22 protein-coding genes, 5 tRNA genes and 3 pseudogenes are annotated in these 25955 nt (G+C 36.4%); 25 read left to right on the top strand and 5 right to left on the bottom strand.

The features are described 5' to 3' along the window. Positions 1-63: 63 nt before the first annotated feature. The 25 genes and pseudogenes from trxA to OWR28_RS06590 all read left to right on the top strand — a co-directional run bounded on the left by trxA (position 64) and on the right by OWR28_RS06590 (position 20420). Entirely contained in the window at positions 64-381 is a 318-nt protein-coding gene (trxA, locus tag OWR28_RS06710) for a thioredoxin (RefSeq protein ID WP_027374941.1), read from the top strand. A gap of 123 nt (positions 382-504) precedes the next feature. Next, positions 505-578: transfer RNA gene (locus tag OWR28_RS06705), tRNA-Asp, on the top strand. A gap of 31 nt (positions 579-609) precedes the next feature. Beyond that, positions 610-683: transfer RNA gene (locus OWR28_RS06700), tRNA-Asp, on the top strand. A 30-nt stretch (positions 684-713) separates the two neighbouring features. Beyond that, positions 714-787, top strand: a tRNA-Asp gene (locus OWR28_RS06695). Positions 788-819: 32 nt separating this feature from the next. After that, positions 820-893, top strand: a tRNA-Asp gene (locus tag OWR28_RS06690). A 1121-nt stretch (positions 894-2014) separates the two neighbouring features. Further along, positions 2015-2725, top strand: coding sequence for a polysaccharide biosynthesis/export family protein (locus OWR28_RS06685; protein WP_332385994.1), 711 nt, complete (start codon positions 2015-2017; stop codon positions 2723-2725). Positions 2726-2728: 3 nt separating this feature from the next. Continuing rightward, positions 2729-4114 (top strand): Wzz/FepE/Etk N-terminal domain-containing protein, encoded by a 1386-nt coding sequence (locus OWR28_RS06680; RefSeq protein WP_332385993.1) that lies wholly within the window; start codon positions 2729-2731, stop codon positions 4112-4114. An 89-nt stretch (positions 4115-4203) separates the two neighbouring features. Further along, a complete protein-coding gene (locus OWR28_RS06675) occupies positions 4204-5067 on the top strand; it encodes a CpsD/CapB family tyrosine-protein kinase (protein WP_332385992.1) in 864 nt (287 codons plus the stop codon). Between the two features lie 2 nt (positions 5068-5069). Then, positions 5070-6037, top strand: a pseudogene (locus tag OWR28_RS06670) (SDR family oxidoreductase). Positions 6038-6058: 21 nt separating this feature from the next. Further along, positions 6059-7351, top strand: coding sequence for a nucleotide sugar dehydrogenase (locus OWR28_RS06665; protein WP_332385991.1), 1293 nt, complete (start codon positions 6059-6061; stop codon positions 7349-7351). A gap of 553 nt (positions 7352-7904) precedes the next feature. After that, complete coding sequence (locus OWR28_RS06660; RefSeq protein WP_332385990.1) at positions 7905-8852, top strand: hypothetical protein; 948 nt, start codon at positions 7905-7907, stop codon at positions 8850-8852. 4 nt (positions 8853-8856) lie between these two features. Further along, a complete protein-coding gene (locus OWR28_RS06655) occupies positions 8857-9945 on the top strand; it encodes a right-handed parallel beta-helix repeat-containing protein (RefSeq protein ID WP_332385989.1) in 1089 nt (362 codons plus the stop codon). Further along, positions 9945-10538 carry an oligosaccharide flippase family protein gene (locus OWR28_RS06650; RefSeq protein WP_332385988.1) on the top strand — a complete coding sequence of 198 codons (594 nt, stop codon included), beginning with the start codon at positions 9945-9947 and terminating at the stop codon, positions 10536-10538. The genes OWR28_RS06655 and OWR28_RS06650 overlap by 1 nt, the downstream gene beginning before the upstream one ends. After that, positions 10499-11191, top strand: coding sequence for an oligosaccharide flippase family protein (locus tag OWR28_RS06645; RefSeq protein WP_332385987.1), 693 nt, complete (start codon positions 10499-10501; stop codon positions 11189-11191). Before OWR28_RS06650 ends, OWR28_RS06645 begins: the two co-directional genes overlap by 40 nt. A gap of 254 nt (positions 11192-11445) precedes the next feature. Further along, the gene (locus OWR28_RS06640; RefSeq protein WP_332385986.1) at positions 11446-11736 is read left to right on the top strand and encodes an acyltransferase; all 291 of its coding nucleotides are present in this window, start codon (positions 11446-11448) and stop codon (positions 11734-11736) included. A gap of 18 nt (positions 11737-11754) precedes the next feature. Further along, positions 11755-12216, top strand: coding sequence for a hypothetical protein (locus tag OWR28_RS06635; RefSeq protein WP_332385985.1), 462 nt, complete (start codon positions 11755-11757; stop codon positions 12214-12216). Between the two features lie 176 nt (positions 12217-12392). After that, entirely contained in the window at positions 12393-12779 is a 387-nt protein-coding gene (locus tag OWR28_RS06630; RefSeq protein WP_332385984.1) for a hypothetical protein, read from the top strand. Positions 12780-13121: 342 nt separating this feature from the next. Continuing rightward, positions 13122-14288: a glycosyltransferase family 4 protein gene (locus OWR28_RS06625; protein ID WP_332385983.1), complete on the top strand. Its 1167-nt coding sequence runs from the start codon at positions 13122-13124 to the stop codon at positions 14286-14288. Further along, positions 14285-15196, top strand: a complete 912-nt coding sequence (locus OWR28_RS06620) for a glycosyltransferase family 2 protein (RefSeq protein ID WP_332385982.1) — start codon at positions 14285-14287, stop codon at positions 15194-15196. Before OWR28_RS06625 ends, OWR28_RS06620 begins: the two co-directional genes overlap by 4 nt. 1 nt (position 15197) lies before the next feature. Continuing rightward, positions 15198-16520 (top strand): polysaccharide pyruvyl transferase family protein, encoded by a 1323-nt coding sequence (locus tag OWR28_RS06615; RefSeq protein WP_332385981.1) that lies wholly within the window; start codon positions 15198-15200, stop codon positions 16518-16520. A gap of 5 nt (positions 16521-16525) precedes the next feature. Beyond that, positions 16526-17673: pseudogene (locus tag OWR28_RS06610) on the top strand (glycosyltransferase family 4 protein); the annotation flags it as partial. 22 nt (positions 17674-17695) lie between these two features. Beyond that, positions 17696-18286, top strand: coding sequence for a sugar transferase (locus tag OWR28_RS06605; RefSeq protein ID WP_332385980.1), 591 nt, complete (start codon positions 17696-17698; stop codon positions 18284-18286). Positions 18287-18304: 18 nt separating this feature from the next. After that, on the top strand, positions 18305-18907 hold the full coding sequence (locus tag OWR28_RS06600) for an acetyltransferase (protein ID WP_332385979.1): 603 nt from the start codon (positions 18305-18307) through the stop codon (positions 18905-18907). 4 nt (positions 18908-18911) lie between these two features. Further along, positions 18912-20071, top strand: a pseudogene (locus OWR28_RS06595) (DegT/DnrJ/EryC1/StrS family aminotransferase). 275 nt (positions 20072-20346) lie between these two features. Further along, positions 20347-20420: transfer RNA gene (locus tag OWR28_RS06590), tRNA-Asp, on the top strand. Between the two features lie 63 nt (positions 20421-20483). Here OWR28_RS06590 and OWR28_RS06585 read toward each other — a convergent pair. From OWR28_RS06585 to OWR28_RS06565, 5 genes are all read right to left on the bottom strand, one after another. Further along, entirely contained in the window at positions 20484-21665 is a 1182-nt protein-coding gene (locus tag OWR28_RS06585) for a phosphatidylinositol-specific phospholipase C domain-containing protein (protein WP_332385978.1), read from the bottom strand. 18 nt (positions 21666-21683) lie between these two features. Next, positions 21684-23750: a TonB-dependent receptor domain-containing protein gene (locus OWR28_RS06580; protein ID WP_332385977.1), complete on the bottom strand. Its 2067-nt coding sequence runs from the start codon at positions 23748-23750 to the stop codon at positions 21684-21686. After that, positions 23687-24091, bottom strand: a complete 405-nt coding sequence (locus OWR28_RS06575; RefSeq protein ID WP_332386341.1) for a TonB-dependent receptor plug domain-containing protein — start codon at positions 24089-24091, stop codon at positions 23687-23689. The genes OWR28_RS06580 and OWR28_RS06575 overlap by 64 nt, the downstream gene beginning before the upstream one ends. Then, a complete protein-coding gene (locus OWR28_RS06570) occupies positions 24078-24473 on the bottom strand; it encodes a carboxypeptidase-like regulatory domain-containing protein (RefSeq protein WP_332385976.1) in 396 nt (131 codons plus the stop codon). The genes OWR28_RS06575 and OWR28_RS06570 overlap by 14 nt, the downstream gene beginning before the upstream one ends. Before the next feature lie 188 nt (positions 24474-24661). Then, positions 24662-25708 carry a helix-turn-helix domain-containing protein gene (locus OWR28_RS06565; RefSeq protein WP_332385975.1) on the bottom strand — a complete coding sequence of 349 codons (1047 nt, stop codon included), beginning with the start codon at positions 25706-25708 and terminating at the stop codon, positions 24662-24664. Between the last annotated feature and the right edge of the window lie 247 nt (positions 25709-25955).

Raw genomic sequence — 25955 nt, 5'->3', positions numbered from 1 at the left:
AATTTTGAACATCCGATAAGAGGATTAAAAGAAAATAATATTAATAAAATAAAAGAAACAAAAATGGCTTTAGAAATTACAGACAGCTCATTTCAGGATACGGTTTTAAAATCAGACAAACCGGTATTAGTAGACTTCTGGGCAGTATGGTGCGGACCTTGCAGAACTTTAGGACCAATCATCGAAGAAGTAGCATCAGATTTTGAAGGTAAAGCAGTAGTAGGAAAAGTAGATGTGGATAACAACCAGGAAATCTCTATGCAGTATGGTATCAGAAATATTCCTACAGTTCTTATCTTTAAAAACGGAGAAGTAGTAGATAAATTAGTAGGTGTAGCTCCAAAAGAGGTAATCGCTGAAAAATTAAGCGCTCACTTATAAAAAATAAGTTTGATAATGAATGCCTTCCAGTATTGGGAGGCTTTTTTTCTAAAATAATTTGCAGATAACAAAAAAAGATGTAATTTTGCAACCACGAAAAAGAAACGACGTTCTTTAAATAATGATCCGGTAGTTCAGCTGGTTAGAATGCCGCCCTGTCACGGCGGAGGTCGCGGGTTCGAGTCCCGTCCGGATCGCAGAAGTTTTCTCAATTTCTTTTAAAAAATTGATCCGGTAGTTCAGCTGGTTAGAATGCCGCCCTGTCACGGCGGAGGTCGCGGGTTCGAGTCCCGTCCGGATCGCGGAAGTTTTCTCAATTTCTTTAAAAAATTGATCCGGTAGTTCAGCTGGTTAGAATGCCGCCCTGTCACGGCGGAGGTCGCGGGTTCGAGTCCCGTCCGGATCGCGGAAGTTTTCTCAATTTCTTTTTAAAAAATTGATCCGGTAGTTCAGCTGGTTAGAATGCCGCCCTGTCACGGCGGAGGTCGCGGGTTCGAGTCCCGTCCGGATCGCAGCTATGATATCAAAGTAGTATAAAATACTGTAAAATATAATTTTTGCAGTATTTTTTTTGTGTTGAGTTTTTATAATCCCGAATAAGAAAACTTTGCAAAATGTACTTTCACAACATTACGATATCAAAGCTTATATTTTAAATAAAATTAACATATAGCATTAAAAATATTAATAATAATTGTTACCTTCGCTCAATAATAAAAGCCACCAGTTGTTGAATTAATGAAAATGGAATTTTAGATTTATTGTATATGGGGAATATTTTTAAAATCAAAGTCTTAAGGTATATGCCTAAGTGGCTGGCTTTTCTTATCGATGTTTCAGTTGTTTCTGTTCTATATTTTTTCCTGAATACTCTGAACATGAAAGTTGATCTGATCGGAAATCAAAATGAAAAAATATTTTCTGTGATAACGGTTACTATTCTGTTTGTACTCTTGCTCAAAACAGAAAAGGGAATTATAAGACACTTTGTTTCTTTTGATTTATCTAAAATTGTGTGGTTTTCTGTAAGTGCTTTTGTGGTATTTCCGGGATCGAGTCTTATATCAGAATTTGCATTGGATAAACCTGTTTATTTATTTTCTGTTCTTTTTTTCTTTTTCTTAGTATTTCTGATATTCTTTTCGGAACCACAACCAGATTTTTTACGGGAAAATCTATGAGAATAATCCCTCTCATAAGAAAATAATGATATCAGAGTTTGATTGAGGAAACTGAGTTCATGAATTATAAGAAAATAACTGTTGTAGTCATTAATTAACAAGGAATAACGGAATGTCTGAAAATGAAGTATATAATTAAAATTAAGGAATTAAATAAATAAAAAAAATAATATTAAAATAATAATTTCGCCGTTTTGTTTTTAAACGGAATGAAAATTGCTAGAGAAAGAATTGATTTCAACATGGGGAATTTAAAGTACACTTTAAAATGTTTAAATGATACGGTAAGCTTTACTGTAATTATATTTAAATAAGATTGAAATCAATCTGTAAACCTAAATAATAACACAAGTAGATAAGAATAATAACATATGAATAAAACTATTATTGCATATATAGTACTGTTATCGGTTACTTTATTGTCATGCAGACCGAAGCAGAACATGGTATATATGTCAAAGCATAATATGGAAGAGGAGGTTGCAAAAGCCAAGTTTCAGGGCTTACATATTCAGGAAGGAGATGTCCTCCTGATTCTTGTATCTGCACTTGACGAAATTGCTGTAAAACCTTTTAATCTTAATACTGTAAATAAAGTAGGGAGCGAAAGCGGTACGGGAATAAATCAATATGTACAACCAAGTGAATACCTTGTTAATGAAGAAGGCTATATTTCTTTTCCGGTTTTAGGAAATATATATACCAAAGGAATGACACAGGTGCAGCTAAAACAGGAGCTGGAATCCCGTCTTAAGAGGTATCTAACTGATCCATTGGTGACCATTACCCTTAAAAATTTCAATGTAAGTGTTTTAGGAGAGGTAAAGGAACCGGGGCAGAAAGAAAGTGTTTCTCAAAAAATCAATATTTTTCAGGCACTCGGGCTTGCAGGTGATATGACAGATTTCGGAGATCGTACCAATGTAAAGCTTATCCGTACAGGGGAGGATGGAACAGACCAGATTGTTAATGTCGACCTTACCAGATCCGATATTGTGAGTTCGCCGTACTATTATATGAAGCAAAATGACATATTGTATGTACAGCCGGACAAAAATAAACAAGTCCAAGCCAACTCCAACCCTAACAGAGCCCTTACTTTCCAGATCATTGGTGCTTTACTGACAGCTGGTACACTTATTATTGCTTTAACACGACGATAAAATATGCAGCAGATAGAACTTCAACCCAAGGAGGAGAAATTAAATTTAAAGAAAACCATTTCACAGTATTTATATAAATGGCCATGGTTTATAGCCTCCATTATTCTATGTGTAGCGGTTGCTTACATTTATCTTAGGTACAGTGTCCCTAAGTATCAGACAAAAACTACCCTTAAATTTGATAAAAAACAAAACGACCTTTCTTCAGCTCTTGCGGATCTTGATAATCTTGGAATTGGACTAGGGAATGCCGATGAGCTGAAAAGTGAAGCCGCTGTAGTGAATTCGCGTCCTATATTGATGCAGGTTGTAAAGAACTTAAATCTGAATGTAGAATATTTCAGTGCGGGAGAAATTAAAGATTCCCAGCTATTCAGCAAAGCACCTATTACTGCAAGGATATTAAGCTATACGAAAGGAAAATTTGTTTCCGCTGCTTATACATTAACAGATATAAAAGGAGATGAGTTTAACATTCACAGTGAGAAGAAAAAGAATGTTGTTAAGGGTAAATTTAATACTCCTGTACTGTTAGATTTCGGTACAGTGATATTCCAGAAAAATCCGGGTTATACTGTGAAATCGGATTACAAAATTGTCTTTTCAAATCCTATTGAAAAAGTAAAAAAGCTGGAAAAAACGATTCAGGTGAATTTACCGGATGAGAAAGCTATGCTGATGGATATCAGTCTTATAGGTTCCCTTCCTGAAAAGTCCGAAGCTATCCTTAATGAAGTTACCAGGCAGTATAACCTGGATGGACAGAGAGATAAGAATCTACAGGCTCAGAATACACAGGTGTTCATCGACAAAAGGCTGGAAGTAATTACCAAAGATCTTTCAGGAGTAGAAAATCAGAAAGAGGATTTTCAGAACCGTAACCGTATTGTAGACCTTCAGGCACAAGCTGAACTGGCACTACAGAATACAAGTGATAATACCAAGCTCCTTCTTCAGCAGCAGGCTCAACTTGATCTTTTGAATTCACTTTCAGGAGAAGCTTCGAAAGGCAATAATCAGCTTATGCCATCCAATCTTGGGCTCAATCCTTCATTGGAACAGTCTATTGCTCAATATAACTCATTAATCATCAGTAGAAATAAAACCCTTAAACAGGCTACCAATGAAAACCCTGCTGTTATAGAAATGAACAGGGAAATTGCCTCTTTAAAGGAAGTTATCCGTGATAATATCCGTGAGCAGAAGCAAACGGTCCAGACAGGTATTTCTCAGCTTCAGAACCAGATCAATACGAATAATAATATGATCGAAAAGGTTCCCGGACAATCTAAAGTATACAGAGGAATTGAACGTCAGCAAAACCTTAAAGAACAATTATTTCTATTCCTTCTTCAAAAAGAGAGGAAAATGCAATCAATCTTTCTGTAGATGTTCCGAAAGCAAAAATCGTAAATCCGGCATTCACAGAAGATGCTGCAGTATCACCTAAAAAAGATATTATTCTTCCAGGGGCAGTATTGCTTGGAATATTAATTCCATTTGCTGTTTTCTATATATTATTCCTGCTGGATGATAAAATTTATAGCAGAGAAGATATTAAAGAGCGTTCAGGATTAGGTGTATTAGTAGATATTCCTTCACTTACAGATTCGGAGAATCATTTGGTACAGAAAAACGACTTTTCAGAACTGGCAGAAGCTTTCAGGGTTCTTGTTTCCAATTTAAAATTTGTATTACCGGTAAAGGATTCAGCTAAAGTTATTATGGTTACTTCTTCCGTGAAAGGAGAAGGAAAAACCCTGGTATCTGTGAATCTCGCACTTACCATCGCAAATAAAAACGCAAGAGCTCTTCTGATTGGATCTGATATCAGGAATCCCCAGATTCAGAGATATGATAATGAACCTGTTAAAAGAAAAGGTCTTACAGAATTTTTATATGATGAATCTGTAAAAGTGGAAGAGCTTATTCATACTTCAACGACCAATCCTTCATGTGATGTTATCTATGCAGGAGCTATTCCTCCAAACCCTCAGGAACTACTTTCCAACGGGCGTTACCAGAAGCTTATTGAGCAGATGTCTTCTCAATATACTTATATTATTATTGACTCTGCACCATTGATGCTGGTTTCAGACACGTTAAGTATTGCTGATACCGCAGATGCAACACTATATGTGGTAAGGTCAGGAGTATCAAAAAATATCCTGATTGATTTTGCAAACGATCTGGTAAGAGATTCAAAACTTTCCAATGTGTCTTTTGTAATTAATGACGTATCAAAACGTGCAGGCGGATATGGATACAACTATAGCTATGGTTATGGATACAGCCAGACTAAAGCCAAGAAAAGTTGGTGGAGTAAAATTTTCAAATCATAAAAATGAATAAAATTTTAATTACAGGTGGAGCGGGTTTTATTGGCTCTAACTTAACAGAGTATTTTTTAAACAAAGGCTATTACGTGGTGTGCCTGGATAATTTTGCAACAGGACACCGTCATAATATTGAACCTTTCCTTGAAAATCCAAATTATAAACTCATTGAAGGGGATATCCGTGATTTGGAAGTTTGCCGGGAAGCTGTACAAAATGTAGATTATATTCTGCACCAGGCAGCACTCGGTTCAGTTCCAAGGTCTATTAAGGACCCTATCACAAGTAATGATGTAAATGTATCAGGATTTCTGAACATGCTGGTTGCAGCCCGGGATGCTAACGTAAAACGTTTTGTATATGCTGCCTCATCTTCTACTTACGGAGATTCTGAATCATTGCCTAAAGTGGAGGATGTGATCGGAAGACCTTTATCTCCTTATGCCATCACTAAATATGTCAATGAATTATATGCTGATGTATTTGGGAAAACTTACGGCATGAAATGCATCGGCCTTAGATATTTTAATGTATTCGGTCGCAGACAGGACCCGAACGGAGCTTATGCTGCTGTAATTCCTTTGTTTGTAAAACAGTTAATCAACCATGAATCTCCTACAATAAACGGAACAGGGATTATTCACGTGATTTCACCTACATTGATAATGTTATTCAGATGAATGAGCTGGCTATGCTTACTGAAAATCCCGAAGCAATAAATACCGTTTATAATACAGCAGTAGGAGACCGTACCACATTGAATGATCTGGTGGGGTATCTTAAAAAGTATTTAAGTGAATTCGATGAGAAGATTGGTGAAGTGGAGGTTATTCATGGTCCAAACCGTGTAGGAGATATTCCTCACTCTCTGGCATCTGTTGAAAAAGCAGAAAAATTATTAGGTTATAAGCCAAGCCATACGATAGAAAAAGGATTAAAAGAAGCTATCAGCTGGTATTGGGAAAATTTAAAATAAACAAGCTTAAATTGATTCTTTGTGGAAAAACAATATAAAATTGCCGTAATCGGATTAGGATATGTAGGTCTGCCTTTAGCAAGATTATTTGCAACAAAATATCCGGTTGTAGGTTTCGATATCAATCAGAAAAGGATTGAAGAATTAAATACGGGTACTGACAGTACTCTGGAAGTAGAAAACGACGTACTGAAAGCGGTTTTAAAACACCAGAGCCCTTTTAATCAGAACGGAGAGAAGGGATTGTACTGTTCAGCAGATATCAATGATATTAAGGATGCCAATATCTATATCGTGACAGTTCCTACCCCTGTAGATAAGCATAACCGTCCGGATCTTACTCCATTATACAAATCTTCAGAAACTGTAGGTAAGGTACTGTCCAAAGGAGACATTGTTATCTATGAATCTACGGTATATCCGGGAGCTACAGAAGAAGAATGTATTCCTGTTCTGGAAAAAGTTTCAGGATTCAAATTCAATCAGGATTTCTATGCAGGATACTCACCGGAAAGAATCAATCCAGGTGATAAGGAGCACACGGTAGAGAAAATTCTGAAAGTTACATCAGGTTCTACACCGGAAATCGGAAAAGTGGTAGATACTTTATATAAATCTGTGATTGTAGCCGGAACTCACCTGGCTCCAACGATCAAAATTGCAGAGGCGGCTAAAGTAATTGAAAACTCACAGAGAGATATCAATATTGCTTTTGTCAATGAGCTGGCTAAAATTTTCAACCTCTTAGAAATTGATACGCATGCGGTATTGGAAGCGGCAGGAACCAAATGGAACTTTCTGCCGTTCAAACCAGGATTGGTAGGTGGCCACTGTATTGGAGTAGATCCATATTACCTGGCCCAGAAAGCCCAGGAGAATGGGTATCATCCGGAGATTATATTGGCAGGACGCCGTCTTAATGACTCTATGGGGCAATATGTGGCTTCACAGCTTGTAAAAACGATGATCAAAAAGAAGATCTCAATTAATGGAGCCAGAATATTGAACTTAGGAATAACGTTTAAAGAGAATTGCCCGGATGTACGTAATACGAAGGCTGTAGACGTTATTCAGGCGCTTGAAGATTATTCTTTACATGTTACAACTTTTGATCCGTGGGCTAAACCTGAAGAAGTGAAACATGAGTACAATCTTACCGTTGTCAATGAAATTCCGGAAGAGAAATTTGACGCAATTATTCTTACGGTTGCTCACAAAGAATTCATGGGATTGAACCTGAATAATTATCTGAAGGAGGGAGGAATTGTTTATGATGTGAAGGGAGTGCTGGAGGAATGTGATTCCAGATTATAAAAATAAGTGAAGAGAGAAAACAGAATGATGCTGTGTTTCCTCTTCGCTTTTCCGGATTTGTCCGGTTTGAAATGTTTTGTACCGTATTATACTATTTATTTAAATTAAGAAGTAAGAATCCTATTGAGCATGGAGGTAAATAAATCATATAAATTAGTTTTATTCACTTTAAGTTTTTTGTTTTTCTCTATAGGTTTCTTTATCTATGGCAAAGTAAGCAATACTTCCTATCAGGATGTTTATTTTCTGCCTATAGGCTTGGGTTTTTTTACCTTACTTATTTCTAATATCTTTATAAAGCTAAAATCGTATTTTATCTTCTGGATTATAACAATTCAGCAGATTATCCGTTACATTATCATACCCTTTCTTTTATAACCGGTGATAAATTAAGATTTGGCAGCATTACAATTAATGAAGCTTATGCGGTAGCGATGATGCTCATTGAATTATTGTTTATTTTGATTGCTTACCATATTTGTATGTCTTCAAAAGAAGTTAAGCCTAAGAGAGGAAATTAGACTTCTTACCACTCAATACCGTTACAACGGGATTGTTTTTTCTTTTTATACTGATTATTGCATCGAACAGAAATTTCTTACATAAATTAAGTTTTGTATGGGATATTGCCACTTATTTAAAGCTTAAAGTTTCCGGAGATCTGGAAAGTGTTTCGCCGTTGGTAAGTATTATGTTTCCCGTAATGCGGGCATATATTGTTCTTTTCATCTTTTCCGTTATAAATTCTTTTAAAATAAAGCAGATTACAAAGCTGATGCTTTCAATACTTGTAGTGTTGATTAATGCAACTATTATTATTGGTGTTTCCAGATTTAGTATTGTATATGCTTCTTTTCCTTTAGTTCTTTTGCTTATTTATTTTTATCCGGATTACAGAAGAAAAGTGGTTACCTACTCATCAGTTTTCTTTGTCGCTATTTTGTTATTGGCTTCATTGACAAAATTTTCCGGCAATACAAAAAAGGCAGACGTAGGAGGCTTCTTCAGTCTGCACGAGCTGAATGCTTATTTCGGTGGAGTTGCCAACTATGCTATAGGATATGATTCTTATCAAAAAAATATGGTAAATCCATTTGATAAGTATTATTATTTTATCTCCGATGTTACACAAAATATTCCACTATTATCAAAATTTTCCAATGACAACTATAAAACCAACATAAAATTTAATAACCATATTTACGGAGCAGGTAGGTCCAGAGACCAGATTGTACCGGTATCTGTTGCCGGACTTTATCATTTTTCAAAATATTTTTTTTATATCTATATATTTATTTTATCCATTTTAGCCTTTAGGTTTGAAACAAAAGCTTACACGACCAGTTCACCAGTTCTGTTCTTCTTGTATATCATTCTGGCTTTTGGCTGTTCAACATCAATGATGATCAATATTGGTTCCCTTTCAGCTACATTATTTATCAACTTAGTTGTGTTTATACCATTTTTCACAATGATTAACAAATTAAATCTGTCAAAATGAAAAAGTGATTTTCTTATGTTTAGTATTACTTAGTTTTTTGGGAAGTTGTCAGGAATATGTTAGAGACCGTTTCTCAGGATTCGATACGGTTAAAAGCCAATATTTTGCAAATGCAAAAGACCTTACGGGCTATCTGCCAAAAGGATACTCCAAAGATGGAGGTACAGATTATACTTCTTATATACAGCAAGGAATCAATGAGAATTCAGTCATTATAATGCCTGATTTTCCGATTCTTATTAATGAAAATGGATTGGCATTAAAATCAAATCAGAAAATTCTTTTTCAGAAGAATTCAAAGCTGATCATGAAGCCTAACAGTAAAGACAGAAATGGAATGCTTAATCTCTTTGGTATCCAAAATGTAGATCTGTATTACCCTTCTATAACAGGAGATAAGCATAAACATCTTTCCACTAGTGGAGAATGGGGGATGGGGATTTATATACTATCATCCACCAATGTTAATATCGTTGGCTCATATATTGAGAGCTTTTGGGGGGATGGGATATGTATCGGAGGACGAAACAACATTAGCTCTTCAGGAATTACCATAAAGAATGTCATCCTGAAAGATAACCGCAGAAACGGAATTACAATCGGAGGAGTAAGTAATCTGCTGTTGGAAAATGCTTACATTGCCGGTACTACAGGAACAAATCCTCAGGCAGGAATAGATGTAGAGCCAGACAGTAATTTCTATGATGTCAAGAATATTAAACTTAATAATATTGAAACTGAAAAAAACGGAAACTACGGAATCATTATTTCACCAGGAAATATGGTTGGGAAAAATCTGAAAGATATTTCAATTACTATAAACAACTTTAAGGATAACGGTTCTAAAATAGGCCTTGGATTAGCTGTTACCAGAGATAAGCCCAATACGCAATTTCCTCAGCTCAACGGAAATATTATTATCAATAACTTTTCTTCACAAAATAATTCGACTGCCAAATTCAGATCATTTAAAGGAGCTTCTCACCAGGTTAATGTAAAGATGGATTTCGGAAAACTGAGCCCGGCTTCCAGAAGTGCGGTGGGATATGGTCAGAAATTAAAGAATAATGCAGAAACGATTACGCTGAAATAATGATCAATAAAATAAAGAAGATTTTCAATACTAAAGATAAGAAAGCCTTGCTGGAGAACTTTATTTCACTATCTGCTCTGCAGTTGGTTGGAATGTTGTTGCCATTAGTTACCCTTCCTTATATTTTAAGAGTAATAGGGTTCGAAAAATACGGAATCATTGTTTTTTCAGCATCACTTATTGCCTACTTTACATCTTTAACGGACTTCAGCTTCAGAATTACAGCGACCCGTGACGTGGCTATTTACAGAGACAGTCCGAAAAGACTTAATATTATTTATAGTAAGGTTCTAACAATTAAGGCGCTTTTCCTACTTCTTTCTTGGCTTATCATTGGTATTGCTGTGTATGTGTATCCGCCATTCTATGAAAACAGAGAAATATACTTTTACACAAGCTTACTTCTGTTAGGATATGTATTGTTTCCGGAATGGTTTTTCCAGGGAATTGAGCAAATGCGCTATATTACGTATCTGAATCTAGGAATTAAACTCTTTTTACATTATGTGTTTTTATTTTTATTAAAAAAGAAAGTGATTTCTGGATTTATCCATTGCTGCAGAGTGCAGGATATGTTGGAGCAGGTCTGGTAGGACAATATTTACTTGTAAAAAAATACAAACTGAAGTTTATTTTTCTGCCTTATAAACTGATTGTCAAGACAATAAAAATCAATTCACCGATTTTTATAAATCAGTTTGTTCCTACTTTATACAACAATACGAGTACATTCCTGCTGGGGATCTTGGGAACTCCAAAGCTTGTGGGGATTTATCAGGCTATTCTGACTGTGGTAAATCTGATTGTGACATTAATTGAAATCCTTTCCCGCGTGTTTTTCCCTTTTCTTAATCGAAAGAAAGATGCATTTAACTGGTATAAGAACATGATGCTGATTACCATAAGTGTAATGATAGCCGGAGTATTAATTTTCAATAAATTAATTTTCTGGTATCTGCATATCAGTTATGAAAATGCTTTTTGGATTCTAACGATCCTGTCATTAGGACTGTTTGGGTATACACTGTATAATATTTTCGGGCTTAATTACTTTATTGTTCATCGTCAGGATAAATTAGTGATGAAGAATACTCTGATTTTTTCAGTTATAGGTTTTTTTATTACCATCCCACTGATCAGATACTTCACAATTTTTGGTTCTGCGATCAGTCTGAGCCTGGTACGATGTTTAATAGGCTCAAGCCTGTTTTTTAAATGGTTGAAAAATGATAGTACAAAAAATTAATAATAAGCTCCTTAACCTGTTTTTAAGCAGTTATTATAAAAAATTAAAAGGAATTAATTTTTTAGGAAAAGTGCACTTTAAAGGTAAGCCTGTGATTTTTAAACATCACGATGCCAGAATAGTAATAGGAAAAATACATTGATAAACTCGTCAAAAAAGAAATATCACATCAACATGCATTCTGCCTGTAAACTATTGGCAGACAGACCTCAGGCTGAGATCATTATTGGCGAAAACTGTAGAATACATGGCACATGCATTCATGCGGTAAAAAAATTCATATTGGTAATAATTGTCTGATTGCAGCTAATACCAATATTATAGATTCGAACGGACATATCCTTGCCATGGATCATCCCATTGACAGGCTTACAATCGCTGATGAAGGAAAGCAGGTCATTGTGGAAGATAATGTATGGATTGGATCAAATGTAACCATACTGGGAGGAACCATTATCAGAGAAGGATCTGTGATTATGGCCGGAAGTGTTGTAAAAGGGGAAGTTCCTGCAAAAGCATATACGGAACAGATTCGTTTAAAGTGATTAAACAATATGAATAGAATGAAAGTAGCAATACACCATCGTAAAGGAAGTTTTTCCGACCGATGGATCGAATATTTGGAAGAAAAGAATATACCTTATTTGTTGGTAAATGCTTTTGATAATGATATTGTTAAACAGATTAAAGAAAATAGGGTAACTCACTTTATGTGGCATTTTAATCAGAATTATTTTGAAGATATGCTGCATGCCAAATCGTTGTTCAGGTCTATCAACCAAATAGGTGTCAAAACATATCCTAATGAAGAGTCTTACTGGCACTTTGACGATAAAGTAGCACAGAAATATCTTTTGGAAGCATTAGACGTACCACTTGTAAAAGCGGATGTTTTCTACCATAAAAGTGAAGCTGTAAATTATATAGAAAAAACTTCATTTCCTAAAGTTTTTAAGCTGAAGGGAGGTGCAGGTTCGATTAATGTAAAGCTGGTGAAAACAAAACATCAGGCAAAAAGCTTGTAGATAAAGCATTTAACGGAGGATTTGCTGCTTATGATTCTTGGGCTGTCTTTACCGATACTATCGAAAGGTTTGGAAGACAGAAAACCTGGCATAATTTTCTTAGAATTATCAAGTGGGGATTTAAAGGAATATTTGTAGATAAACAATACAAAGTTTTTCCAAAGCAAAGAAACTATGTGTATTTTCAGGAGTTTATTCCGGGGCTGAAATATGATATAAGACTTATTGTAATTGGCGATAAATGTTATTATCTGAAAAGAAATACAAGAGATAATGATTTCAGGGCTTCAGGCAGTGGGATGCTTGAGTTTACTCCTGGGGATTTTAATCTGGAAGCAGTGGATATTGCTTTCAAGACAGCCCAAAAGCTGAATATGGTAAGTGTTGCCTATGATTTTATATTCGACTCAGAAGACAAACCTTTGATGGTAGAAATAAGCTATGGCTTTCAGCCGTTTGTCTATGACCGTTGCCAGGGCTTTTATGATGCTGAGTTGAAATGGCATGAAGATAAGGTCAATCTGGAATATGAAATCGTACAGTGTTTTTTAAAAAATTTTTAAGATTGATAATCTTAAAGTAGTTATAAATTAATGTTAACTTTGATTCAAACGTTTGTGACATATTAAAATTTTGTATATTTGTTATATATAGTGAAAAACTTATCCATAATATAATTATTGTAATTATTTCTTTGCATAAATATATTATTTTAAAGATAAATTTACTTTGTCGCATTTGGTCACTGAACACACAGATCTGAAAAAAATCCTTTTTTTATTAAAATAATGACAATATATTCTGACGTAGTCTGAGATAATACTGTAATTATTTTGTTGATCAGGTTAGCTTTAAAAACTTATAACTCAATTTTTATTATATAGTAATAATGAAAGTGATATAAAATGAATATAATTTTCCTTGAAGCCGTTCAAATCCATGGTGGTGCTCGTAAAAGTACTATAGAGTTGGCAAGACGACTGAATGAAGAGGGGCATAATTCGGCAATTGTAGATTTCTGGGGAAGTTGCAGTGAATTTGTTGAAGATGTACAGGCCAATAAAATCCCGATACATATTTTAAAGAAAAATGATAGTCCTATTGCTATTTTTAGCTCAAAAAATCCTTTTAAAATAGGTATAAACATCATTTTGTTTTTATTGGATTGGATCAGGCTGCAGAAAGAGTTTAAGAAATTTCAAAATACTTTTAAACCAGATGTGGTTATTGTTAATAATATCAAAACCAATTCAATCTTAAAGAAAGGAAAAGATTACAAGATTGCTTATTTTGCCAGAGGCTGGTTTGCATATAATTCAATCGGCTTCCTTAAAAAGCTGATGTTTAAATATAATTCTGATTATTTTATCGGGGTTTCGCAGTCTACCAGGCAGGCTATTTTTACAGGTGGTCTTGCGCCCTTGGAGAAAATTTTTGTAGTTCCTAACGCTATTGATATAATCAAAGTAGATCAGTATAAAAAGGAAAGAGAAGTACGAAAAGAGGGCGATCCAATGGTGATCTTGCATTGCGGGGGCTTTTTACCAGCAAAAGGTCAGGATTTATCTGTTTCACTGGCTAAGAAATTAAAAGAGAACCAGATCAACTTTAAAATGATTCTGATGGGAGCTGTGTATGATACACCGGTTTCAGATAATTTTCTGAAGAAAATCAGAAATGATATTACTCAATATAAGCTGGATGACCACATAGAGATTCTTCTTAATCAGAAAGATCCGTACAGTATTTTTAAGAACAGTGATATCCTTATACACCCTTCTGATACAGAAGGATTGCCACGTGTCATTATGGAGGCTCTGGCATTTGGAATGCCTGTTATTGCCAACCCTGTTGGAGGAGTTACAGACTATATTCTGAACAATTTTACAGGGTATATTGCTACACATAATCACGTGGATGATTATTATGATGCGATTCATAAACTTTATAATGATAAAGAACTGTATCAATTCATCGCAGATAATGGGAAAAGTCTTATTGTTCATAATTATGATAAGAAAAACCAGGTAGAAGAGTTTGATAAAATTTTTAAAAAGCTAGGGAACATATGAAGGCAATAACGGTTTTTACACCGACATTCAATAGGGCAAAAACCCTTGTCAGGCTTTATGAGTCCTTATGCGGGCAAAGTTCTTCAGACTTTAAATGGATTATTGTAGATGATGGTTCAAGTGACAATACACGTGCCCAAGTTGAAATGTGGATTGAAGAAAATAAGATTGATATCCAGTATTATTATCAGAAGAACAAAGGCAAGCTGGCGGCACAAATATTGGCTTTGGATTATATTGACACAGAGTTGTTTACCTGCATAGATTCTGATGATTATATGCCGCATGATGCTGTAGAAAAAATACTGAAGTTCTGGAAGACGAATAAAAAAAACAATTCGGCGGGAATTATAGGTTTGGATGCTTACCAGGACGGTAGTGTGGCAGGAGAATATTTACCGGATATCAAAGAATCTACCTATTCAGAGCTGGTAGACTATTATAAAATTAAAGGAGATAAGAAATACATCTTCGATACAGAGGTTTATAAAAAGTATTTGCCATATCCATATTTTGAAAATGAAATCTTTCATGAAGTAAGCTGGATATTTACGCTGATTGATCAGGATTATAAATTTCTCCTTTCAGATGAAGTATACTGTATTATAGAGTACCAGCAGGATGGGCTGTCCAATGGGCTGTATAAAAGATATAAAAACAGCCCCAACTCATTCATGGAATACAGAAAAGTAAAAATGAAGTATGGGATCAATAAAAAAGTAATACTGAAAAATTCAATACACTATATATCATCGAGCCTTTTTGCCAAGAAATGGAATTTTTTCAAGGGCTCACCCAATAAGCTATACACATTCATTGCCATCCCTTTTGGTATAGCCTTGAATGTCTATATCAACTATAAGGTAAAGCAAAATACGAACAGGATTAAACAAGGAAAATTAAATTAGAATGAACGCTATAATAGTACCCGGAGTAACAGATTTAAATAAAGGTGACCAGGCTCTCGTTTGGGAAAGCTGGAGATTGGCCAAAGATACCGGGCTTTATGATGAGGTATATATATTGGATGCAGGAGAGAACGCTGAAGAAAGAGAATTACTATGTAAACAATCTGAGGAGCATGGCTTTAAGCTATTGGATAACATCCTGAAACACCCCCGCAGAGGGCAGCATAAATCTGATGAGCATATAAAAGAATCCAAGCTTGAACTTTTAAAGCAGATCAGAAATGCCGGTATAGATTTTAAAAATACAAGATATTTAATTAAGATATGCAATGATCTTGAGAAAGTAAAGAAATCCTTTGATGATAAAACGTACCAGACCGTTAAACAGTTTCACGATGCGAAAACTATTTTTGTAAAAGGAGGAGGTTTTATTCATGCCTATGGAGAAAAAACGGCGCCTTACCTGATGTGGTATTTTCTGTTCTATGTAAGATTAGCTAAAGCATTGGGGAAAAAAGTAGTCTTTTTACCCAACTCATACGGACCTTTTATAGGACTTACTGTGAAGCAGCAGGTACGTTCTGTATTCAACAGGCTGGATCTGGTATACGCCCGTGAAAATGTTTCTGCAAAAAGCTTAGGTCAGTTACTTGAAAAAAATATTCCTGTAGAAATGGACCTTGGATTTTTTCTGGAAAAAGGCAGTCAGGATGAAGCATTAAAAATATTACAGAAATATAATCTGTCTGCAGAAGATAAAATTGTTGGGATAACGATTCGTCCTTGGCGTTTTCCAGGGCTTTCCAATCCGGAAGTTTTGTACAAGAAATATATTGATTCTGTGGCAAAACTTACAAAACACCTATTGGATAAAGGTTATAAAGTGGCCTTATGTAATCAGTCTTTGGGGCCTAACTCCCATGAAGATGACCGTAACGCAATCAGGGATCTGCTCAATATAGTTCAGGATCCGAATATGATCTGGATTAATGAAAATCTATCATGCGATGTGCTGAAAGCAGTGTATTCCAACTTCTACTTTTTCGTGGGTACACGTTTTCATTCCATTATATTCTCATTAACATCTCTGGTACCATCCATTGCTATAGGATACGGAGGTAACAAAGCTTTGGGAATCATGGGAGATTTTAATCTTGATGATTATGTTGTTCAGATTCAGGATGTACAGCCGGAACTGCTGATTAAAATGTTTGATAAGGCTATTTCAGAATACGATCAGATAAAATCAAAGCTGGATCAGTCTATGAGATTGGTTACAGAGAGTAGAAACAGATTAATAAAAGATATTCAATCTCTATATTAATTGATATGAAAATTATTCGGACATCAACCATACCACTGTCTTTAAACGTATTGTTGAAAGGACAATTGAAATTCTTAAGCGAATTCTATGAAATCGTAGGGATTTCTTCTGAAGGTCAGTTGCTTGACGAAGTAAGGCAAAGGGAAGGAATACAGACTATTGGTGTAGACATGGAAAGAGGAATCAGCCCCGTTAAAGATCTTGCCTCTCTCTACCGGCTATATAGGATTTTAAAAAAGAAAAACCGGTTATTGTACATTCTATTACTCCTAAAGCTGGTCTTTTGACTATGCTGGCAGGTAAAATTGCCGGTGTTCCTATCCGGATTCATACCTTTACCGGACTTATTTTTCCTACCAGAAAAGGTGTTGTACAGAAACTGCTTATAGGAATGGACCGGTTGCTTTGCAGGTCTGCTACCCATATTTATCCTGAAGGTCATGGCGTTAAAAAGGATTTGATTGATTACAAAATAACGTCAAAACCCTTAAAAGTAATTGCTAACGGAAATGTAAATGGAATTGATCTGAATTACTTTTCGCCTGAACAAGTTTCAGAAGATCAGAAAATTCTACTGAAAAAAGAATTAAAAATAGAAAACTCGGATTTTGTTTTTGTCTTTTGTGGGACGTTTGGTAGGAGATAAGGGAATTAATGAACTGATAAAAGCTTTTTCAGCTTTAAATAAAAACGAAAACCGGCAGCGTTCAAAATTATTACTGGTTGGTCCATTGGAACAGGAATTGGATCCGCTATCTCCGGATACGTTAAAAGAAATTGAAACTAACCGGGATGTCATCTCTGTAGGATTTCAAAAAGATGTGCGCCCTTATTTTGCGATTTCTGATGCATTGGTCTTTCCCAGTTATCGTGAAGGATTCCCCAATGTGGTGATGCAGGCCGGAGCAATGGAATTGCCAAGTATTGTTTCTGATATCAACGGATGCAATGAAATTATTATAGAAAACCAGAATGGAGTAATCATTCCGGTAAAAGATAGTGAAAGGCTTCAAAAGAAATGGAAAGAATGATCTCAGACAGAGATTTTTATGAGGCATTAAAAAAGAATGCCCGGCCAATGATTGAAGATAGGTTCGAGCAGTCTGTGATCTGGAATGCTATATTAAGCGAATACAACAAATTGATTAAAGAGAGAATATCGTGTATAAGTTTTTTTGAAACGGCTTTTGGATTTTTTGATAGCGTTAACAGCGCTTATCATGCTGGCACCCATTTTTATAATTGTAATGGTCTTATTGTACTTTGCCAATCAGGGTAAACCGTTTTTTGTTCAGGCAAGACCGGGATTAAATGAAAAGATATTCAATATCATTAAGTTTAAGACGATGAATGATAAAAAAGACACTAATGGAAATTATTTGCCAGATGTGGAACGCTTAACGCCTGTAGGAAGTTTCATACGGAAAACTTCTCTGGATGAACTTCCGCAATTGATCAATGTATTGAAAGGAGATATGGCAATTATAGGACCACGCCCTTTGTTGCCGCAATATCTGCCTTTATATAACGAAACTCAGAGGCGCAGGCATACGGTACGTCCCGGGATTACAGGTTGGGCGCAGGTGAACGGAAGAAATGCAATCTCCTGGACAAAGAAATTTGAGCTGGATGTATGGTATGTGGATAATCTGTCTTTGGCAATAGATTGTAAGGTGATCCTTCTTACGATAAAAAAAGTAATGATAAGAGAAGGAATAAACCAGGTAGATCAAGCTACAGTAGAAGCTTTTAAAGGGAATAATTAATTAAAAAAGTAGACAAGCATGTATTTATACGGAGCAAGTGGTCATGGTAAGGTTGTGGCTGAAGTGGCTGAAGAGAGTGGTTATAATATTGAGGCTTTTATTGATGAAAATTTAATGAAAGAGAAGGTATTAAACTATCCTGTTCTTAACGAGGTTCCATCACATGGCATAGATGTCGTTATTTCTATAGGGAACAACAAGATACGGAAAAGAATAGTTGAGCAGGGAGAGCTGTTCAATTATGTTACACTTTCCCATCCTAAAGCAATTGTATCCAAAAGAGTAAAGATAGGGGAAGGGACTATCGTGATGCCCGGTGCTACTATTAATGTATTAGTAAGAATAGGAAAACACTGTATCATCAATACAAATGCCTCAATTGACCATGATTGTATCCTTGAAGATTTTGTGCACATCTCTCCAAATGCGGCATTGGGAGGCAATGTATATGTAGGGGAAGGAACCCACATAGGAATCGGAGCCAGTGTAATACAGGGTATAACAATCGGGAAATGGTGCACCATTGGAGCCGGAGCGGTTATTATCAGTGATATACCGGATGGCTGTACTGTTGTAGGCAATCCCGGAAGAATAATAAAAAGTAGAAGTTTAAAAATTTAAGATTATGAAATCAAGAGTATGGTTGTCCTCCCCCATATGGGAGGAAATGAATTAAAGTATATTAATGAAGCGTTTGACGCCAATTGGATCGCACCTTTAGGACCAAATGTTGATGGCTTTGAAAAGGATTTGGAGAAATTCTTAAATGAAAAAATTAAAGTAGCTGCACTTTCCTCAGGAACTGCTGCTTTGCATCTGGCTTTAGTGGAATGCAATGTTGGTTATGGTGACGAAGTAATATGTCAGTCTATGACATTCTCAGCTTCTGCCAATCCTATTGTTTATTTAGGAGCTACTCCCGTGTTTATAGATTCTGAAAAAGATACCTGGAACATGTGCCCGGCAGCGTTGAAGGAGGCCATAGAGGACAGAATTGCAAAAGGTAAAAAACCAAAAGCTGTTATTGTTGTCAATCTCTATGGGATGCCGGCGAAAATGGATGAAATTTTATCAATTGCTGCAGAATACGACATTCCCTTAATTGAAGATGCTGCAGAATCATTAGGCTCTCAGTATAAAGGAAAGGCATGTGGTACTTTTGGACGTTTTGGTATTTTATCATTCAATGGTAATAAAATAATTACGACATCTGGAGGCGGGGCTCTGGTATGCCATTCCCAGGAAGATAAGGATAAAATTGTATTTCTTTCCACACAGGCCAGAGATGAAGCTCCACATTATCAGCATTCACATATCGGGTATAACTATAGAATGAGTAATATCAGTGCCGGTATTGGGCGTGGGCAGATGGAAGTATTGAAAGAAAGAGTAGAAGGGCGCAGAAAAATGCACGATTTTTACGCTGAAGTTTGTAAAAAAATAGAAGGGGTTGAATTACTTTCGGAACCAAACTCTGATTTTTACAGTAATCATTGGTTGTCTGTCATTACAATAGACGGAACAAAAACATCAAAATCCCGTGAAGATTTACGTTTGGCATTTCTGGAAGATAATATCGAATCCAGACCTATCTGGAAGCCGATGCATTTGCAGCCTGTATTTGAAGATGCACCATACTATGGAGGAAAAGTAGCCGAAACTCTTTTCGAAAACAGCCTGTGTCTGCCTTCAGGATCTAATTTATCTGATGAGGAGAGAGAAAGAATTGAAAAAGTTATGATCGAGGTATTTCCAAATAAAAAAGAACATTCAGTTTTAGGATAAGAACAAAAAGAATATCCTTACATAGTACGAAGAACTTATCATCTTAGAATTTAAAGTAACAAGAATGTTGATTTTGTGTGTGTTTTTATAATCGGCTTTCTTGAATTTTCTAAGTAAAATTTGGTAAAAGGGTATTTAATAGCAGATATATCTTAAATTTTTATATTTGAAAATGTGTATTTTACAGATAGCTTTGAAAGAAAAGAAATCTGTTTCTTTGGAAAATTTAAAAAAAGCTATATATTTGCGCCAGTTAAAAACAACAATTTTTAATTGATCCGGTAGTTCAGCTGGTTAGAATGCCGCCCTGTCACGGCGGAGGTCGCGGGTTCGAGTCCCGTCCGGATCGCGAAAAGTCTTCTAGAAATAGAAGACTTTTTTTGTAATAAGAGATTCGTCAGAATCTTGATATTTATCTGCAGGAAGAATTTAAAGGATTATTAAGATAAGCTTTTCCCTGAGGAGGCTGTACAAAATAGGATGTTCCATAGCTGTTTCCTGAGCGGAAAAAATCGGTGGAAATAATCTGGGCACCACTGCTGAAAGCTGCTTTGGATCTTGTAAAATCGTTGGTTTTGGCTTCGTACGTTTCAATATCAGATCTGGTTCTTACCATATAACCTTGTTTTACCAGATTCTGTATCTCTTTCTGTCTTACAATAGCATTATCCCTTAATATGAATCCAGCAAAAGAATCATCCGGTTCACTGTTAAGGAACATAATTCTTTCCTTTAATGAGCCATCAATTAAATAAGGATTATTTTTGGAAGAAAGAGTTCCGGCGCTTCCGGGAAGCAGCATAAAAATGAATTTTCCCTTACTGTCATTAAGCTTTGGCCAGTTGTTGTGGGTAACAGCTTCTTTCAGCGTTTTGAAATTACCCTGCACTTCCTTTGGGGTGATAATCTTATCCTTTCCCAGATATTTTACAATTTCTTCATCCAGTTCATCATAAGCTTTTTTATCAAATGGAAGAACTTTTGTACTGTTTTCAAGAATGGGGAAACCGGAGTCTTTGGCTTCAATCATCATAAAAACGGGGGTGTGTCCGGGATGCTGGTCAGACCATGTTTTAAGAGCGATAAGGGCATCTTTTAAAGTAGGGTAGTGTGTCCTGAAGTCGATGTCTGCCATATGGAGTACTTTGAATCCCGGCTGATCCAGTCCCTTGCTATTCAATGGAGCCAGGTCATTTACTCCTTTGGCTTTTAGCATCTCATACGTTGCAGGATGGCTGAATCTGCTGCCTTCCGGATCATAATAAACATCTATTTCCAGCCCTCTCAGGTTGGCATTGAGCTGCTCTGTGAAGCCGGGATGATTATAATTTAGCCCTTCTTTCAAATCCATTCCGTAGGGATGATATTCTTTAAACCTGGCTTTTTGTTCCTCAGACATCATACTGCTGTATTTCTGCATCATCCCGTTGATAATTGGAGTCACCAGTTCCAGTACTCTGGGATCTGCCGGCTGGGCGTATGAATTATGCGTTCCTACAACCTGCAGCTGGTTGATTCTTATATCCTGGCATTTATCCTGTGCCTGTACAAGTGCTGTCATACAAAATGCAGCTCCATATATATACTTTTTCATATGAATAAAAATTTTTAATTAAAAATTGAAATTGAATCCCAGCTGTCCGCGTATTCCTGAGTAAGAAATATTTTCTACGCGGTCTTTAGTGCCCATATAATAGCGGTTGGGTTCATTGAAGATATTGTTAAGCTCAATAAAAAGGCGGACTTTCTTTGTGAGGCTGTAAGAAGTGGAAAGATCTACCGTAAAGTTTTTATCAAAATACTGATAATGGTCTGCACCTGCAGCCGCCCTGATTTCACTTACATAGTTTCCTTTATAATTTCCGGCCAGGCGGACCATAAGCTTACTCGTTTCATAGAAGAGAATGGTATTGAAAATATGTTTGGCCTGATTAGGAATAGTGGTCGTCATGGTTCCTGTCTGCTGCCCGTTTTCATAGACCGGCATATTCATTTTGGAAGAGATATACGTGTAATTTCCTTCAAAGCCAATATTTTTCAGGAAGCCGGGCAGGTTTTCAAAACGTTTGGATATCCCGAACTCAAAACCAAAAAGCTTTGCTCCTTCAAGGTTTTTAGGGGCTGTGAATGTATAGGTTCTTCCTGCAAGATCTGCCACAGACTGGTCTTTATAGATAAGATTGGTGATATCCTTATAAAATACCCCGGCTGTTATCAGATCCAGTTTTCCGAAGTAATTCTCAAACATAAGATCAAAATTATTTGAAAATGTAGGATCAAGCCGGGTATTTCCCTGGGTAATGGTATTGGTAATATCATTCACAATGGTTCCGGGATTCAGGTCATTGAAATCTGGTCTTGCAAAAGATCGGGTATAAGCCAGCCTCAGAATGCGGTCACTGCTGATATTCCATTTCATATTTATCATTGGCAGGACTACGTTGTAGGTTTTTGTGTCTTTAATATCTTCGGTTTTGTTGTTTTTATCAGAAACTACTTTTTTACCCCAGAAGGTAACGTCATTATATTCATTTCTGAATCCTCCCAATACCTGGATCTGATCTGAAATTTTCCAGGTTCCCATCAGGTAAGCTGCCCATACGTTTTCAGTACCTTTGTAGGAGCTGGTAATATTGGAGTTGCTTTCCTTACTGCTCACCTGCATCAGTCCTAAGCTGTTTTGTGTGGCTGGGCTGTACATCAGATCAATCTGTCCGTTTGTTATCTGATCAATGATCACAGCATTATAAGGATTACCTAAAGGATTCATGAAACCTCCTTTATATGGGAAATTTTCACGCTCAAGCTGATTCAGATAAGTGACCGGAGCGCCGGGAATTCCCAATGATGACTTAGGCATCCAGACAAGCAGGGAACTGTTCACAATTTTATTTTTGTTGTTGTATTTTGTTCCGATTTTTAGCTCAAAATTATTGGTAACTTTATATTTAATATCAACTTGTCCTCTAAGATCCGTTTCACTGTTGCGGTTCTGGCTCAGGATAATCTGGTTAAGTCTGAGCTTATCTGCTGAGATAACCTGCTGGTTATAGGGCAGGGTATATCTTCCCGTATCCCCGATCCCGTCCGGCGCATCCATTGCCATATACTTTCTTCCGTCAGCAGATAAATTTCCATAGGTCATTGGCTGTATAAAATTCACCATAGGATATCCTCTTTCATAAGGGTCAAGGTTGTCCGGAGAGTTAAATTTAAACTCAGAACGCGCCTTAGACAAAGACCAATCCACCTGCATACGCTGTCCCACCTGGTGATTTCCTCCCAGCTGCATAGAATATAAATCAGTAAGATAATCTGCATGACGGGCCTGAAGCAACACATTTTTACTGTCAAAGTTGAAATAGGTTTCCCTTACGGACTGGCCGTCTTTATATTGGCTGTATAAGCCTTTTGCATATAATTTATTTCTGCTGTCTATCTCATAATCCAATCCTAAATTGAATCCCAAAGTTCTACGGTTTGCCAGATAATCACGAAGCTGTAACTGGTTGATAGAATAAGAAGCGGTTTTATCTTTCAGTCCATAATTGTAAATATTTCTCATCTGATCTATAGCTGTAGAACGCTCCCAGATCACTACTGAGGTAATGAATTTCAGCTTATCAGTGATTTTATTTCCGTAGACGATGGAAGTATTGTAGGCGGGGGATTTGGACATGTTGACGTAGCCTGAAGCCATACTGATGGCAAGTGTTTCTTTGTTGGGGAAGTTTTCGTGATAAAATCCACATTTCCGCCAATGGCATCACCGTCAAGGTCAGGAGTAAGAGCCTTAGATAGACGTACATTCTGAATAAGTTCCGAGGGAAAGATATCCATCTGAATACCCCGGTTGGCATTATCACCGCTGGCACTTGGCATTCTGTTTCCATTCAGGGTAGCAGCAGTCCATTGTATAGGTGTACCTCTTACCGCTACAAAGCGTCCTTCACCCATATCCCTTTCAATAGATACTCCCTGCATCCGCTGTACGGCATCCGCAGCATTACGGTCCGGCAGTTTCCCGATGGCATCGGCAGAAAGTACCTCCGTAATGGTGTTGGAATTTTTTCATGGTAATCGCCCTGGCCTGTGATGCTTTGTATACACTGGTGACAACTACCTCCTGAAGATTGTTCTCTTTGAATTTAGCTCCGAATTTAATCAATCCGATATTCACTTCCTTTTTATCCGTTACGGTGAAAGGAATATAAACACTGTCATATCCTTTATATTCTACAACAAGTTTATAACTGCCGTCATAAACATTATTAAGAACAAAGGAACCATCAGTATCGGAAGTTACTTTCTGTCCGCTGTTTTCAATATAAACCAGGGCATTGGGAAGATTTCCCTGGCTGTCTACTACTGTTCCGTGAACGGTAGTTTGTGCAAAGGCCAAAGGCCCAAGAAGAAAAATGCTGCTTTTGTTAAAAAAAGTCTTTCTTGTGACATCCTTATAAAGTTTGATGCAAAGATGCCGGCTCCTGCAAAAGTTTTGGTTCATTTAAATTTTATCCAACTGTTTCTCTCGAGTTCGAGGTGAACTGCATTGTAAACCAGTGAGTTGCTAATGTTAAATAATTGTAACTAATGAACAAGCTGAGAAGGAAGACAGTCAAACTCCATTTTAAAATATTTATAAAAGGTAGACTTTGACTTAAAACCACATTGAAATGCAAGATCTGTTACACTGGCCGAAGGATCTTCCTGTAAGATTTGCTTAAAGTGCTGAATACGGTGTCTGTTGGTGTATTCGTGAAAATTGGAATGAAGATACTTATTAAAAGTGATGCTTAGATCTGCCTTGCTTATTTTCAGATGGCCGGAAAGCTGGTCTAAAGTAAATTCCTCATCCAGATAATCATGACTCTCCTGGTAGAAAGAGATAATGGCATTTTGTACCGCGTCAAAATCAATTTTTGAAAGATCTTTATACAGATAGGTTTCTCTGGGAGCAGAAAGATTGGCTGTATTTTGCTGTTGCAGCTTATGCTGGTACGTTACAATATAAACGTACAAAATCCACCCGAACTGAAAAAGAAACAGGAGACTGTAGATTTTCTGATAGATCAAAGTATTCCAGCCCAGCTTATAAACTGCCCAGAATACCAGCACACCCAGTAATACATAACAAACCAGATAACGGAAATTACCTGCTGCAGGATGAGTAATATTTTTGCGGTATTTTGTCAGTAAATAAATACATAAAATAAGGCTGGCAAGCCAGTAATAACTGTAGTAGACAAAATAAGATTTATAGGAACTGATAGCCAGGTCAGCCCAGGAAAGGTCAAGCATCTTTGCAGAAATCGCAATAGCATGATGAATAACGACCAGCGTTAACGGAACAATGAGGTACTTGAGTTTATCTCTCCATTTTGCATGAATTAAATGGGTGGTGATGTAAAGGAAAATAAGACCTTTGAAAACACGGAGACTTCCGGGAATTTCATACAGAACAGATTCATAGCCGAACCTTTGAATGATAAAATATTCATATCCCATATCCAGTGTAACCACTCCAATATAAAGAAGAAGCATATTCAGTACAGATTCTCTGTTTCTGATAAGGGACATAAGCAGGGTAAGAGTGATAAGTGCCTGTAGTACAACTACCATAATGATGTATAGCATGATAACTGATATTTTGCCAAAATTATAGATAATATGAGCATGGTATCTTTAACAAATTATTAAATATCAGGTCATAAGCAGAATCATGGCTAAGGATGAATTCTGATCAGCTTCGGTGATTTTCAGTTTTTATTTATTTTCTATTGGGTGCAGGTTGTATATTGGATTTACTATTACAAATAAGATAGCCGGTTTTTGAAGACAGCTTGCCCGGGCTGAATGAGAGGGCATCAGATGTTTACCGTTT

It is taken from the genome of Chryseobacterium sp. 1B4 (genome assembly GCF_036631475.1).
Taxonomy (GTDB): Bacteria; Bacteroidota; Bacteroidia; order Flavobacteriales; family Weeksellaceae; genus Chryseobacterium.
Note: the sequence above shows the minus strand (reverse complement) of the source record. Positions and strands in the feature narration are given on the sequence as shown.